General features: G+C 62.5%; 12 protein-coding genes and 1 riboswitch. Of the genes, 10 read left to right on the top strand and 2 right to left on the bottom strand.

The window, feature by feature from the left end; translation table 11 throughout:
- Window positions 1–24: 24 nt before the first annotated feature.
- Window positions 25–228: riboswitch (cobalamin riboswitch) on the bottom strand.
- Window positions 229–390: 162 nt separating this feature from the next.
- On the bottom strand, window positions 391–1,296 hold the full coding sequence (locus G9X67_RS35445) for an EamA family transporter (protein WP_171600065.1): 906 nt from the start codon (window positions 1,294–1,296) through the stop codon (window positions 391–393).
- A gap of 112 nt (window positions 1,297–1,408) precedes the next feature.
- On the opposite strand from G9X67_RS35445, the gene G9X67_RS26535 reads away from it, so the two are divergent.
- Window positions 1,409–2,284 (top strand): LysR substrate-binding domain-containing protein, encoded by an 876-nt coding sequence (locus G9X67_RS26535; RefSeq protein ID WP_138334671.1) that lies wholly within the window; start codon window positions 1,409–1,411, stop codon window positions 2,282–2,284.
- Here the strand turns inward: G9X67_RS26535 and G9X67_RS26530 are convergent.
- Complete coding sequence (locus G9X67_RS26530; protein WP_138334672.1) at window positions 2,259–3,257, bottom strand: GlxA family transcriptional regulator; 999 nt, start codon at window positions 3,255–3,257, stop codon at window positions 2,259–2,261. The genes G9X67_RS26535 and G9X67_RS26530 overlap by 26 nt on opposite strands.
- 100 nt (window positions 3,258–3,357) lie before the next feature.
- Here G9X67_RS26530 and G9X67_RS26525 point away from each other — a divergent pair, with 100 nt between their 5' ends.
- The 9 genes from G9X67_RS26525 (at window position 3,358) to G9X67_RS26485 (ending at window position 15,034) form a co-directional block, all read left to right on the top strand.
- The gene (locus G9X67_RS26525) at window positions 3,358–4,260 is read left to right on the top strand and encodes a 3-keto-5-aminohexanoate cleavage protein (protein ID WP_171600064.1); all 903 of its coding nucleotides are present in this window, start codon (window positions 3,358–3,360) and stop codon (window positions 4,258–4,260) included.
- A gap of 7 nt (window positions 4,261–4,267) precedes the next feature.
- Window positions 4,268–5,758 carry a carnitine 3-dehydrogenase gene (locus G9X67_RS26520; RefSeq protein WP_138334674.1) on the top strand — a complete coding sequence of 497 codons (1,491 nt, stop codon included), beginning with the start codon at window positions 4,268–4,270 and terminating at the stop codon, window positions 5,756–5,758.
- A 10-nt stretch (window positions 5,759–5,768) separates the two neighbouring features.
- On the top strand, window positions 5,769–6,929 hold the full coding sequence (locus G9X67_RS26515; RefSeq protein ID WP_171600063.1) for an acyl-CoA dehydrogenase family protein: 1,161 nt from the start codon (window positions 5,769–5,771) through the stop codon (window positions 6,927–6,929).
- A gap of 4 nt (window positions 6,930–6,933) precedes the next feature.
- Window positions 6,934–8,988 carry an acetate--CoA ligase family protein gene (locus G9X67_RS26510; protein ID WP_171600062.1) on the top strand — a complete coding sequence of 685 codons (2,055 nt, stop codon included), beginning with the start codon at window positions 6,934–6,936 and terminating at the stop codon, window positions 8,986–8,988.
- Window positions 8,989–8,994: 6 nt separating this feature from the next.
- Window positions 8,995–9,777, top strand: coding sequence for a carnitinyl-CoA dehydratase (locus tag G9X67_RS26505; RefSeq protein WP_138334677.1), 783 nt, complete (start codon window positions 8,995–8,997; stop codon window positions 9,775–9,777).
- Between the two features lie 118 nt (window positions 9,778–9,895).
- Window positions 9,896–11,485 (top strand): ABC transporter substrate-binding protein, encoded by a 1,590-nt coding sequence (locus G9X67_RS26500; protein WP_171600061.1) that lies wholly within the window; start codon window positions 9,896–9,898, stop codon window positions 11,483–11,485.
- Between the two features lie 96 nt (window positions 11,486–11,581).
- A complete protein-coding gene (locus G9X67_RS26495; protein WP_138334679.1) occupies window positions 11,582–12,586 on the top strand; it encodes an ABC transporter permease in 1,005 nt (334 codons plus the stop codon).
- Window positions 12,583–13,410: an ABC transporter permease gene (locus G9X67_RS26490; RefSeq protein WP_138334680.1), complete on the top strand. Its 828-nt coding sequence runs from the start codon at window positions 12,583–12,585 to the stop codon at window positions 13,408–13,410. Before G9X67_RS26495 ends, G9X67_RS26490 begins: the two co-directional genes overlap by 4 nt.
- A complete protein-coding gene (locus G9X67_RS26485) occupies window positions 13,403–15,034 on the top strand; it encodes an ABC transporter ATP-binding protein (protein ID WP_171600060.1) in 1,632 nt (543 codons plus the stop codon). Before G9X67_RS26490 ends, G9X67_RS26485 begins: the two co-directional genes overlap by 8 nt.
- The last annotated feature ends 12 nt before the right edge of the window (window positions 15,035–15,046 follow it).

Genomic DNA, 15,046 nt, shown 5'->3' with positions numbered 1-15,046 from the left:
CTCGTGATCGTCTGCCTGCAATCCGTCGATTTGCTCTGCCAAGAGCTGGTTTCCAGCTCCAGAATCTCCTTCCGATCCATCTCGATATCTTTCCGGATGTCTATCCGGCGATTTCCTTGAGGATTTCAGTTCTTCTACCGCTGCGGGGGGAGCGTCGGCGGGTCAGGCCGGCTTCCCAATGTCCATTTCGCCAGTTTGCGAGATAGCGCCTTGAACGCCACAAACAAACCATGCCTGACGGAAAACAGCGATCAAGAAAACGACATGGGTGCAACTCAAAGACGACAGTTGGCAAAGTCGCCATAGCTCGCTGCGCAGGGGGAATAATTGATCCCGCGAATACGGCGGTTTTCCGGATCGTCTGGGAAGATTGATCGCCGCCTAAAGGCTTTAGGCGCGATGCGGTCGCCGGCTGCGGCTGACGTCGATGGCCGTGTGCCAGAGCACGGCGCCGAGGATGATCGCGCCGCCGAAAAAGGTAGCGACGGGCGGTTGCTCGGCAAACAACAGCCAGACCCAGAACGGCGTGAGTATGATTTCCATCGTGCCGATCAGCGCGGCTTCAGCCGGCGGCATCCGCTTCGCCCCGGCAAGGAAGAGCACCAGCGCCAGGGAGAAATTGGTCGCGCCGAAGGCGGCAAGAACGATCCAATTGTGCAGGTCGAGCGAGCCGACCGAACCGAACGGGGCAAAGATGGCCAGCGTCAGGAAGGCGCTGACGACGGTCGGCGGCAGGCTCGGCACGCCGGGATTGATGCGCGGAATGATGATGACCAGCGCGAAGGACGCCGTCATGCCGAGCGCCAGCAGATCGCCCACGCCGGTCCCTCCGCCGATCGACGAGGCGACGATGACGGCGACGCCGAGGAGCGAGATGCCGCCGGCAATCAGCGTCCGCCTGGAGACCCTCTCCCTGAGGATGACCCAGCCGAGCATGGCCGCGATGAAGGGCGCGGTCGCATAGATCATCGTCACATTGGCGACGGTGGTCATATAGAGCGCCCCGATGAAGCATACCTGACTGAAAGTCTGGCATGCGATCATCGCAAGACCGGACGGATGGAAGACGGATCGCCATTGCTGCCGTGAAATGCCCCCTTCGAGGAAAAGGCAGGGGATCAGCAGGAACAGGCCACCGAACAACGATCGCCAGGCGATCGCCGTCCACACATCGGTCGTCAGGAGTCGCGAATAGACGCCGCTCGCGCTCCAGGCAAGTGTCGCGGCAACGATGAGAAGCACACCCTTCTCGTGCTCGCTGCCTGCGAGGCGTCTGGCCGGATTTTCAATTGTCACGCAGATATTCTCAAAGAAGGAAGTCGAACGCGGCTCATTTGTGCGTCAAGAATTGACATCAGACAAACGAATAGTAGAGATAGCTGTCATCGATTTTTTAAATGGCTGTCTCATGCACGAACCGATTGAGAGCGACCTGCTCAGAACTTTCCTGGTCGTTGCCGAGACGTCGAATTTCTCCGCAGCCGCCCAGCGCATCGGGCGGACGCAATCGGCCGTCAGCAGCCAGATCAAGAGGCTCGAAGAGACGATCGGCGAAACCCTGTTCGATCGGGGCGCCCGCGGCGTGCTGCTCACGCGCCCGGGCCTGCAACTCGTACCCTATGCCCGCCGGATCATCGATCTGTTGAGCGAGGCCGCCGCGACGATCCGCAGCAAGCCGCTGGACGGACCGGTGCGCATCGGAATTCCCGAGGAATACAGCCAGACGGTGCTGCCGGCAGCCCTTGCGGCTTTCGCTGTACGCCACCCGGCCGTCGAGGTCACCGTGTCCTGCGACTACACAGTCCGCAACCTCGCCGCCCTCGAGCGGGATGAGCTCGATCTGGCCGTCGTTTTCGACTGGAGCGATGAGACGAAAGGCGAGGTCATCTGCATTGATCCCACAGTCTGGGTCACATCGATGGTCCATCGGCTGCACGACATCGATCCCCTGCCGATTGCGACCTATCGCAACTCCACCTGGTCACGCGATTTTGCGCTCCGGTCGCTGGAGCAAATCGGCCGCAACTATCGGATCGCCTTCATCGCCGATACCGGCTCGGGGCTGAAGAATGCCGTCACCGCAGGCCTTGCCGTCACCACGCTTTCCCGCAGCAGCATTCCGCCCGGCTGCCGGGAACTCACCGCTGAAGACGGTTTCCCGCCGGTTGATTCCTCCAAAGTCGTGCTCCGCCGGAGCACTTACCGTTCCAGCGAGGCCGTTCGGGAACTTGCCGAAATGATACGGGACGCGTTCCAGCCTATGCCCGCATCTCCGATGGCGTGACGCGGCGGCGCAGGCGACGCCGGGTTTCGGACGGGCTCTCGGAAAAACTCGCCCTGTAGCTTCTCGCAAAGGCGGAGGCCGAATTGAAGCCGGTCGCCGCTGCGATGTCGGCGAAAGAGGCTGTCGTCTCGATCACCTTGCGGCGCGCCGCGTTCAGGCGCAGCGCGAGATAGTGCACATGCGGCGGCGCGCCGATGCTCTGCTGGAAGAGATCCTGCAGATGCCGGGCGCTGATGCCTACCCTGCGGGCCAGCCGCGTGAGAATCAGAGGCTGCTCGATATGCTCCTCCATCAGCCGCACCGCCTGCGCCACGCGGGGATCGTGCATGCGCAGACCAGCCGAGGCTGCGGAAAGCTGCTCATCGGCATGGAAGGAAGGCTGCTCGTAACGGAACAGCCGGCTGACCTCGAGCGCCAGCGAATAACCCTGCCGTTGCCTGATCACCTCCAGCATCAGGTCGACGGTCGGAAGCGAACCTGAGGTCGTCAGCCGCTTGCCGTCGATGACGAAACGATCCTTGACGGCCCGCACCTCAGGATAGGCCAACGCAAAATCCTCGTAGTCCTCCCAGTGGACGGTCGCCGGCAGCCCGTCGAGCAGGCTGGCTTCGGCCAGCAGCCATGTGCCGGACTCGATGCCGGCAATCACCGTGCGATAGCGGGCGGCCTGGGAGAGCTGCATCTTGAGCGCCGGCGTAGCACTTCGGCGCCAGTTGTAGCTGGCAAGCACGAACAGCGGCGTATCCTCGGTCGTCGCCTTGAAAGCGCCTTGCGCGGGCACGGCAATATTGCTGGTGGTCGGGACCGGTGCTCCGTCCGGGGTGAGCAGCCGCCAACGATAGAGCTCACTGCCGGAAATGCGATTGGCGCCGCGCAGCGGCTCGATGACCGAGGCGATCAGGATCAGGTTCGCGTCCGGTAGGACGAGAAGGTCGATATCGAGCCGTTCCGTCGATCGCTGCAGCAAGGCCATCTCCCTCGGGTTCCGATAATGTATCGATTGCTTCCGAAATTGCAACGCATTGCCATCCATCCTGTCGCGTAATGCGGACAAGACGAGGGAGAACAAAAACATGCCTCTTGCGATGAACCGCGATGTTTTCATCACCTGTGCCGTCACCGGCGCCGGCGACACGGTTTCCAGATCCAGCCACGTGCCGATCACTCCCAAGCAGATCGCCGAATCCGCCATCGACGCGGCAAAGGCCGGTGCGGCGGTCGTTCACTGCCATGTCCGCGATCCGGAAACGGGTGCCGCCAGCCGGCGCAACGATCTCTACAGGGAAGTCACCGACCGCATCCGCTCGGCCGATGTCGATGTCGTCCTCAATCTCACTGCCGGCATGGGCGGGGACCTGATCTTCGGGGATGTCGAAAGCCCCCTTCCCCTCAATCCTAAGGGCACGGATATGGCGGGCGCCACCGAGCGCGTCAGCCATGTCGCCGAATGCCTGCCTGAGATCTGCACGCTCGACTGCGGCACGATGAATTTCAACCTCGGCGACTACGTCATGACCAACACGCCGGCCATGCTGCGGGCGATGGCGAAGAAGATGACGGATCTCGGCGTGCGGCCCGAGATCGAAGCCTTCGACACCGGCCATCTCTGGTTCGCCAAGCAGCTCGCCGAGGAAGGCCTGATTGAAAACCCGGTGCTGATCCAACTCTGCATGGGCATCCCGTGGGGCGCACCCGATGATCTCAATACCTTCATGGCGATGGTCAACAACGTGCCTGAGAGTTGGACCTTCTCGGCCTTTTCGATCGGTCGCAATGCCATGGCCTATCCGGCAGCCGCCGTTCTGGCGGGCGGCAACGTGCGCGTCGGCCTGGAGGACAACCTCTTCGTCGGCAAGGGCCAGCTCGCCACCAATGCTCAGCTCGTCGAAAAGGCCGTGCAGGTGGTGGAGGGCATGGGTGCCAGGATCATCGGCCCGGAAGACGTTCGCAAGAAACTCAAACTGACGAAGCGCTGAGGACGGCATGACAGGGATCAACAAGGCGGCTTGTATCGGCGGCGGCGTCATCGGCGGCGGATGGATCGCGCGTTTTCTGCTGGCCGGCGTCGACGTGAACGTGTTCGATCCGCATCCGGAAGCAAGCCGCATCGTCGGCGAAGTGCTCGCCAACGCCGAAAAAGCCTATGCCATGCTGACCGGCGCACCCCTGCCGCCGCGCGGCAGGCTGACCTTCTGCACGACGCTCGCGGAAGCCGCCGCCGGCGCCGACTGGATTCAGGAAAGCGTGCCGGAAAGGCTCGACCTCAAGCGCGGCGTCCTGAATGAGATCGATGCCGTGGCGCGACCGGACGCCCTGATCGGCTCTTCCACATCAGGCCTGCTGCCGACCGATTTGCAGCGCGACATGAAGCATCCCGAGCGCCTCTTCGTCGCCCATCCCTATAATCCCGTCTATCTCTTGCCGCTCGTCGAAATCGTCGGCGGCGAGAAGACCTCGGCGGCGACCATCAAGGCTGCCATGGAGCGACTGCCGCCGATCGGCATGAAGGGCGTCCACATCGCCAAGGAGATCGAGGCCTTCGTCGGCGACCGGCTGCTCGAAGCGCTCTGGCGCGAGGCCCTGTGGCTGATCCACGACGACATCTGCACCGTCGAGACCCTCGATGACGTCATCCGCTACTCTTTCGGCCTGCGCTGGGCGCAGATGGGCCTGTTCCAGACCTATCGCATCGCCGGCGGCGAGGCCGGAATGCGCCACTTCCTCGCCCAGTTCGGCCCCTGCCTGGCCTGGCCCTGGACCAAGCTTACCGATGTCGTCGATCTCGACGATCCGCTGATCGAAAAGATCGGCCAGCAATCCGACGAACAGGCGGCCGGCCGCTCGATCCGTGAACTCGAACGCATCCGCGACGAAAACCTCGTCGGCATCCTGCAGGCCCTCAAGGGCGGCGATGGCGGCAAGGGCTGGGGCGCGGGCAAACTGCTGAAAGACTTCGAGCAATCGCTGTGGGCAGGAGGCGGCGGGACGATTAAGTCTTTCGATCCGTCGAAGCCGCTGAGGCTCGTCGAGACGAAAGTCAGCCCAGCCTGGGTCGATTATAACGGCCATATGACCGAACACCGCTACCTCCAGGTTTTCGGCGATACGTCAGATGCGCTGCTGCGTCTCATCGGCGTCGATCTCGCCTATGTCGAGGCGGGGCAGAGCTACTATACGGTGGAGACCCATATCCGCCATCTCGGCGAGGCAAAGCTCGGACAGGCGATCCATTCGACCTGCCAGATCCTGTCCGTCGACGAGAAGCGGCTGCACGTCTTCCACACGCTTCACGATACGGCGACGGGCGAGGCACTTGCCACCGCCGAGCACATGTTGCTGCATGTCGACAGCAAGGCGGGCAAAGCCGCGCCGGCGCCAGCTGGCGTCCTCGACAAGGCGAAGGCGATCGCCAGAGCCCATGCGGAGTTGGCAGCGCCTGAAGGCGCCAGCCGTCACGTCGGCCAGAAACGGTAGGAGGATCGGCATGGATTTTGGTCTCAGCGAAGAACAGGAAATGATCGTCAACACGGTCCGTGCCTTCGTGGAAACCGAGATCTATCCCCATGAGAACGAGGTCGAGCGCAGCGGTATCGTCCCACCGGAGCTTGGAGGCGAGATTCGGCGCAAATGCATCGATCTCGGCTTCTATGCCTGCAATTTCCCGGAAGACGTCGGCGGCGCCGGCCTCGACCATGTCACCTTCACACTGGTCGAGCGGGAACTCGGACGCGGCTCCCTGGGGCTGACCGTTTTCTTCGGCCGGCCCTCCGGCATCCTCATGGCCTGCGAGGGCGAGCAGCGCGAGCGCTATCTCCTGCCTGCGGTGCGCGGCGAGAAGATCGATGCGCTTGCGATCACCGAGCCGGACGCCGGTTCTGATATGCGCGGCATGAAATGCGCCGCCCGCCGCGACGGTGGCGACTTCGTCCTCAACGGCACGAAACATTTCATCTCCCATGCCGATGTCGCCGATTTCGTCATCGTCTTTGCTGCGACGGGCGAGGAGGAAACGCCGAAGGGCATCAAGAAGAAGATCACCGCCTTCCTGGTGGATCGCGGCACGCCGGGCTTCGAAATCCTCAAAGGTTACGATTCCGTTTCGCATCGTGGCTACCATAACTCAACGCTCAGCTTCGACGATTGCCGCATTCCCGAAGCCCAAGTGCTGGGCGAGGTGCATCGCGGCTTCGATATCGCCAACCAATGGCTCTACGGCACGAGATTGACGGTTGCCGCCACCTGCGTCGGCCGGGCACGGCGTGTCTTCGACCTGGCCCTGCCCTACGCCGCCGAGCGCAAGCAGTTCGGCAAGCCGATCGGCGCCAATCAGGGCGTGTCGTTCAAGCTCGCCGACATGATCACCGAGATCGACGCAGCCGACTGGCTGACGCTGGCCGCCGCCTGGCAGGTCGATGCCGGCCGCCCCGCAGACCGGCAGATCGCTTCGGCCAAGCTCTATGCCTCGGAAATGCTCGCCCGCGTCACGGATGAGGCGATCCAGATCTTCGGCGGCATGGGACTGATGGACGATCTGCCGCTCGCCCGCTTCTGGCGCGATGCGCGCGTTGAGCGCATCTGGGACGGCACCTCCGAAATCCAGCGGCATATTATCAGCCGCGACTTGCTTCGACCTCTGGGAGCGTGAGCCGATGACGCCTCGCCCGCTCGACCGCCTGCTCAGACCGCAAACGATCGCCGTCTTCGGCGGTCGCGAGGCGCGCAGGGTGATCGAGCAATGCGACCGCATGGGCTTTGCCGGTGAGATCTGGCCTGTCCATCCCAAACTCGACGAGGTGCTCGGGCGGTCCTGCTATCGCTCTGTATCCGATCTGCCTTCGGCGCCGGACGCAGCCTTCGTTGGCGTCAACAGGACGCTGACCGTCGAAATCGTCCGCAGCCTTTCTGAGGCCGGTGCCGGCGGGGCAGTCTGTTATGCATCGGGTTTCAGCGAGGCGACGGGTGAACTCGGCGACGGCGCCGAGCTGCAGCAGGCCCTGCTGGACGCAGCCGGCGACATGCCGATCCTCGGGCCGAATTGCTACGGGCTGATCAACGGTCTCGACGGTGCGCTGCTGTGGCCCGATCAGCATGGCATGCAGCGCATCGAACGTGGCGTCGCAATCCTCACGCAATCCTCGAATATCGCCATCAACCTGACAATGCAGACCCGAGGCGTGCCGATCGCCTATGTGGTCACTGCCGGCAATCAGGCCCAGACATCGCTTGCCGATGTCGCCTGCGCGCTGATCGACGACCCGCGCGTCACGGCGGTCGGCCTTCATGTCGAAGGTTTCGGTGATCTCTCGGCACTCGAACGCCTGGCCGCCATGGCCCGGCGGTCGAGGAAGCCGGTGGTCGTGTTGAAGGTCGGCAGGTCCGAGCAGGCAAAACGCGCGGCGGTGTCGCATACCGCCTCGCTTGCCGGCAGCGATGCCATCGCCGACGCTGTGCTCGCCCGCCTCGGCCTTGGCCGTGTGCAAACCTTGCCGGCGCTGCTCGAAACCCTGAAACTCCTGCATGTCGCCGGCCCGCTCGCAAGCCATTCCATCTCGTCGATGAGCTGTTCCGGTGGCGAAGCCTCGCTGATGGCGGATGCCGCCGTCGGTCACAACGTGGAATTCCCGGCGCTGCAGCCGCTACAATTGCCACGGCTGCGGCGGGTCCTCGGCGAGATGGTGACGCTTTCCAATCCGCTCGATTACCACACCTTCGTGTGGGGGGATCTCGCACGCCAGACCGAAGCCTTCAGCGCCATGTTCGAGGGCGGCTATGCCCTCAATCTCGTCGTCCTCGACTTCCCCCGCGATGACCGCTGCGATGCGTCCGAATGGGCAATGACGGCAGACGCGGTCATGACGGCCGCTGCCGCAACCGGTGCGCTGGCCGGCCTTCTGGCGACACTTCCGGAAAACATGCCGGAGCCCATCGCCGATCGGCTGATGGCAAACGGCATCATTGCCTTCTGCGGCATCGACGAAACCATCACGGCTGCGGAAGTCGCCGCCGGCATCGGCCAGGCCTGGGATGGCCCACCTCCCCTGCCGCTGCTCGATGTGTCCCCTATGGACGGCGAGATCGAGACGCTGACGGAGGCCGATGCGAAGGCCGAGCTTGCCGCCTTCGGCCTTCCTGTTCCGCAAGGGCTGTTGGCCTCTTCTCCCGGTCAAGCGGCCGAGCAGGCCGAACGGCTCGGTTTTCCCGTCGTACTGAAAGCGCTCGGCATTGCCCACAAGACCGAGGCAGGGGCCGTCGCACTCAACCTAGAGGATACTAAGGCAGTATCGAATGCGGCGGCGGCAATGCCGCCGAATGCCGGTTATCTGGTCGAGAAAATGATCGATCCGCCGGTTGCCGAGCTCATTGTCGGCGCCATCCGCGACCCTGTCTTCGGATTGTCGCTCACGCTTGGAGCGGGCGGAATCTTCGTTGAATTGCTTGAAGATTCCGTCATCCTGCCGCTTCCGGCGACGAAAACCGATATTCACGCGGCAATTTCACGTCTCAAACTTGCAAAATTGATCTATGGCTATCGCGGGCGGCCAAAAGGCGATCTCGAAGCCGCTGTTGGTGCTGTCTCAGCAACGGCAGATTATGTCGTAAAGAACGCGGCATCCCTGGAGGAACTGGACATTAATCCATTGATGGTTCTTCCCGAAGGGCGTGGCGTGGCCGTAGTCGATGCTTTAATACGGCGGAGGAGGTAGCATAGGTTGAGCGACCACATTCGCACACGACATGACGGTGGAATACTCGAAGTCGTCATCGACCGGCCGAAGGCGAATGCCATCGACCTTGCGACCAGCCGTGCCCTGGGGTTGATCTTCCGAGATTTCCGCGACGATCCGGCGTTGCGTGTCGCCATCGTCTCGGGCGCCGGCGAGAAGTTTTTCTGTGCCGGTTGGGATCTCAAGGCGGCGGCATCAGGCGATGCGGTCGACGGGGATTACGGCGTGGGTGGTTTCGGCGGGCTGCAGGAACTGCGCGACCTCAACAAGCCCATCATTTGTGCGGTCAACGGCATCTGTTGCGGCGGCGGACTGGAGATTGCGCTGTCGACCGACCTGATCCTCGCGGCCGACCATGCGACCTTCGCCCTGCCGGAAATCCGCTCCGGCACGGTTGCCGATGCGGCTTCCATCAAGCTGCCTAAACGCATCCCCTATCACATCGCCATGGACATGCTTTTGACCGGTCGCTGGCTCGACGTTCACGAGGCGCATCGCTGGGGTTTCGTCAACGAGGTCCTGCCGGCCGAGCGGCTGATGGAGAGAGCATGGGAGCTTGCCCGGTTGCTCGAGAGCGGGCCGCCGCTCGTCTATGCGGCCATTAAGGAAATCGTCCGCGAAGCGGAGGGTTCGCCGTTCCAGACTGCCATGAACAAGATCACCAAACGGCAGTTTGCGACGGTCGACAAGCTCTATTCGAGCGAGGACCAATTGGAAGGCGCACGGGCCTTCGCCGAGAAGCGAAGCCCCATTTGGAAAGGAAAATAACCCGGCGGCAGCAACCGCATTATTTTCCCGCATGATGCGGGCACCGGAGGTGGAGAGGAAACCGTCTGCGGACCTGCCCGGAAGTTCTGTCAACGCACCATAAAGAAGGAACTGGGGAATGAACGACTACACGAAATATCTCGCAAGCCGTGTCACCGCCGGCGGGCTCAGCCGCCGCGAATTCATGGGACGCGCCATGGCGGCGGGCATCACACTTGCCGTCGCCGACAAGCTCTTCACCGAAAGTGCCGAAGCGGCCGAACCGAAGCGCGGCGGCCACCTGAAGCTCGGCCTCGAAGGTGGTGCAGCCACCGATTCCAAGGATCCGGCGAAATTCCTGTCGCAGGTCATGTTCTGCATCGGCCGCTGCTGGGGCGACATGCTGGTCGAGTCCGATCCGCTGACGGGTGCCGCCGTGCCGTCGCTTGCCGAATCCTGGGAGCCGTCGAAGGACGCGGCGACCTGGACCTTTAAGATCCGCAAGGGCGTCAAGTTCCACGATGGCAAGGAACTGACGATCGACGACGTCGTTGCGACGCTGAAGCGTCACACCGACGCGAAGTCGGAATCCGGCGCGCTCGGTGTTCTCGGCTCGATCAAGGAGATCAAGGCCGACGGCGGCAATCTCGTCCTCACGCTCAGCGAAGGCAATGCCGACATGCCTCTGCTGCTGTCGGACTACCATCTGGTCATCCAGCCGAATGGCGGCGTTGACGATCCGCTGGCCTCGATCGGCACAGGCCCCTACAAGATGACGAGCTTCGAGCCCGGCGTCCGCGCCACCTTCGAAAAGAACAAGGACGACTGGCGCACCGACCGGGGTTATGTCGATTCGATCGAAATCATCGGCATGAACGACGCCACCGCCCGCATCGCAGCACTGTCGTCCGGCCAGGTCCACTACATCAACCGCGTCGACCCGAAGACCGTCAGCCTGCTGAAGCGCGCCCCGAACGTCGAGATTCTCTCGACCTCCGGCCGCGGCCACTACGTCTTCATCATGCACTGCGATAAGGCGCCGTTCGACAACAACGACCTGCGCCTGGCGCTCAAATACGCCATGGACCGCGAGACCATGGTGAAAAAGATCCTCGGCGGCTACGGCAAGGTCGGCAACGACTTCCCGATCAACAACACCTATGCGCTTTTCCCCGAGGGCATAGAGCAGCGCGCCTACGATCCCGACAAGGCTGCGTTTCACTACAAGAAATCAGGCCATAGCGGCTCGGTGCTCTTGCGCACCTCCGAAGTCGCCTTCCCCGGCGGTGTCGATGCGGCAGTCCTTTACCAGGAAAGCTGCAAAAAGGCCGGCATCGAGATCGAGGTCAAGCGCGAGCCGGGCGACGGCTACTGGACCAACGTCTGGAATGTCCAGCCCTTCTCGACCTCCTACTGGGGTGGCCGTCCGACGCAGGACCAGATGTATTCCACCGCCTATCTCTCGACGGCGGATTGGAACGACACCAAGTTCAAGCGTCCTGACTTCGATAAGCTGCTGTTGCAGGCCCGCTCCGAGCTTGATGAAGCCAAGCGCAAGGACATGTATCGCACCATGGCGATCACGGTGCGCGACGAGGGCGGGGTGATCCTGCCGATGTTCAACGACTTCGTGAACGCCTCCACCAAGCAGGTGAAGGGTTATGTCCACGACATCGGCAACGACATGTCGAACGGCTACGTCGCGACCCGCGTCTGGCTGGACGCCTGATGGCAAGGGGCGTTTGCCCCTCCGATCTCTAACGAAGCCCGGACCGTGGGATGAAACCCCGCGGTCCTCCCGACGTTTTAGCGCGAGGTCCTCGCCATGACCAATCCTGCCCCAAGCATCTTGCCCGGCCTCGGGTTTCGGCAGCGTTTTCCGCTGCTTGCCCTTATCCTCGAGCGCTTCGTGCTCAGTATCGTCCTGCTCTTTGCCGTTTCCATCGTGATCTTCGGCGGTCTGGAAGCCCTGCCCGGCGATTTTGCCACAACCTATCTCGGTCAGTCGGCGACACCGCAGGCCGTTGCCAATATTCGAGAGGATCTCGGGCTGAACCGCCCGATAACCACGCGTTACGTCGAATGGCTCGGCAACGCCGTCCAGGGGGACTTCGGCACCTCCTGGGCCAGCAAGAATTCGGTGAGCGAACAGATCGGCAAGCGCCTTGGCAATTCGCTCTTCCTGGCGGGTTTCGCAGCCGTGATATCGGTGCCGCTCGCCGTTGGGCTCGGCATGCTGTCGGTGCATTTCCGCAATCGCCTGCCGGATAAGATCATCAACGTCATCTCGCTGGCGGCGATCTCGCTGCCGGAATTCTTCGTCGGCTACCTGCTGATCCTGTTCTTCGCGGTGAAATTCGGCGTGGCCACCTTTCCGGCGACGGTCTATGACAGCATGGGTTTCGTCGAGCGATTGAAAGCAATCGCGCTGCCGACGGCGACCCTCGTGCTCGTCGTACTCGCGCATATGATGCGCATGACGCGGGCGGCAATCCTCTCCGTCATGTCGTCGGCCTATATGGAGACCGCAGAGCTGAAAGGCCTTGGCGCCTTCCGCTCGATCGTCAAGCATGCCGCCCCCAATGCGCTCGCGCCGATCATCAACGTCATCGCATTGACGCTTGCCTATCTCGTGGTCGGCGTCGTCGTTGTCGAAGTGGTCTTCGTCTATCCCGGCATGGGGCAGTATATGGTCGATGCGGTCACCGTGCGCGACATGCCTGTCGTTCAGGCCTGCGGCCTGATCTTCGCGGCTGTCTATATCTTCCTCAACATGACCGCCGATATTCTCGCGATTATCGCCAATCCCAGGCTGAGGCATCCGCGATGAGATTGAGAGACATCCCCATCACCGCCTGGATCGGCATGGCCGGTATCGCCATCGCCTTTATATTCGCGATCTTTGCTCCCTGGCTCGCCCCCTATGGCGAGACTCAGGTCGTCGGCGACGTCTGGCAGTTGCCTGATGATCAATATATCTTCGGTCTCGACAATCTCGGCCGCGACATCTTCTCGCGGCTGATCTACGGCGCACGCACGACGCTGCTGGTCGCGTCCGCCGCCACCGTCATCTCGTTCTCGCTCGGCATCATCCTGAGCTTCACGGCTGCCGTCTCGCGCGGCGTGGTCGACACCGTCCTCTCTCGCTTCAACGATTTGATGATGTCGATCCCGACGCTGATCTTCGCACTCGTGGTCCTGGCGGTGCTGCCGCAAAACATGGTCGTGCTGATCCTTGTCATGGCGATCCTCGATTCCACCCGCGTCTACCGTCTCGGCCGTGCCGTGGCGCTCGATGTCGCGGTGATGGAATTCGTCGAGGCGGCAACGCTGCGCGGCGAAGGCAAGCTCTGGATCATCTTCCGCGAAATCCTGCCGAACACACTGTCGCCGCTGCTGGCCGAATTCGGGCTGCGCTTCGCCTTCTCGATCCTGTTCCTCTCGACGCTTTCCTTCCTCGGCCTCGGCATTCAGCCGCCTGCGGCCGATTGGGGCGGCATGGTCAAGGACAACAAGGACGGCATCATCTTCGGTATCTCGGCAGCGCTGGTGCCGGGCACCGCGATCGCGACACTTGCCGTCTGCGTCAACCTCGTCGTCGACTGGCTCCTGAAACGCACATCCAGCCTCAAGGGAGGGCGCGGCGATGCCTGAGCTTCTTTCCGTTCGCAATCTGAAGATCGAAGCAACCAGCTATCCGCCGGGCGAACCGCCCAAACGGGTGACGATCGTCGACGGCGTTTCCTTCGATCTGCAGAAGGGCAAGGTTCTCGGCCTGATCGGCGAATCGGGCGCCGGCAAGTCGACGATCGGCCTTTCCGCACTCGCCTATGGCCGGGGCGGCGCCGAAATCACCGGCGGCGAGGTGCGGCTCGACGGCGCCGATATCCTGGTGCTCGGCAAGAACGGCATCCGGAAAATCCGCGGAGCACGGGTCTGCTATGTCGCGCAATCGGCCGCCGCTGCCTTTAATCCGGCGCACAGGCTCGGCGATCAGGTGATCGAAGCCTCGGTCAAACATGGTTTGATGAGCAAGGACGAGGCGCGCAAACGGGCGCTTTATCTGTTCGGGGTTCTCGGCCTGCCCAATCCGGAAACCTTCGGCGAGCGCTTTCCCCATCAGGTCTCCGGTGGGCAGCTGCAGCGGGCGATGACGGCGATGGCGCTCTGCTCCAATCCTGAGCTCATCGTCTTCGACGAGCCGACCACGGCGCTCGACGTCACCACGCAGATCGACGTGCTGGCGGCGATCAAGCATGCCATCGAGGAAACGCACACGGCCGCCCTCTACATCACCCATGACCTTGCCGTCGTCGCCCAGATCTCGGACGACATCATGGTCCTGCGTTATGGCAAGCAGGTGGAATATGGCAGCGTCCAGCAGATCATCGAGGCGCCGCGGGAGGACTATACCCGCGCCCTCGTCAATGTCAGGCAGGCCTACCGCGAGGAAGCCGCCGACCAGTCTGCGGCACTTCTCAAGGTCGAAAATGTCAGTGCCGAATATTCCAACGGCTTCAAAGTGCTGCACGATGTCTCTTTGCATGTGCCGAAGGGGCAGACGCTCGCGGTCGTCGGCGAATCCGGTTCCGGCAAATCGACCCTGGCGCGCGTGATCACCGGCCTGTTGCCGCCGAGCAACGGACGTATAGTCTTTGACGGCAAGCCGCTGATGCCGGGCCTGAAGAGCCGACCGAACGACGATCTGAGGCGTATCCAGCTGATCTACCAGATGGCCGACACGGCGATGAACCCGCGCCAGACGGTTCGAGACATCATCGGCCGCCCGCTGACCTTCTATTATGGCCTGAGAGGTGCCGAGAAGACCGCCCGGGTGAAGGAACTGCTCGACCAGATCGAAATGGGCAAGGGCTTCGTCGATCGTTATCCGGCCGAACTCTCCGGCGGCCAGAAGCAGCGTGTGGCGATCGCAAGAGCGCTGGCCGCCAAGCCCGAACTCATCCTCTGCGACGAGCCGACCTCGGCGCTCGATCCGCTGGTGGCGGAGGGTATCCTCAAACTGCTTCTCCGCCTGCAGGAAGAAGAGCAGCTGTCCTACGTCTTCATCACCCACGACATCGCGATCGTTCGGGCGATTGCCGACAGCGTGGCGGTGATGCATCGTGGCAAGCTGGTGCGGTTCGGTCCGAAATCGACGGCGCTCTCCCCGCCCTTTGACGACTACACCGATCTGCTGTTGAAATCCGTGCCGGAAATGGAAATCGGCTGGCTGGAACGGGTGCTTGCCACGCGTCGCATGGAGAGCGCCGGTAACTGACTTGACGAGGGT

This window comes from Rhizobium sp. WYCCWR 11152 (genome assembly GCF_013087615.1).
In the GTDB taxonomy this organism is placed as follows: Bacteria; Pseudomonadota; Alphaproteobacteria; order Rhizobiales; family Rhizobiaceae; genus Rhizobium; species Rhizobium indicum.
This window is presented reverse-complemented; position numbering and strand designations above follow the sequence as displayed.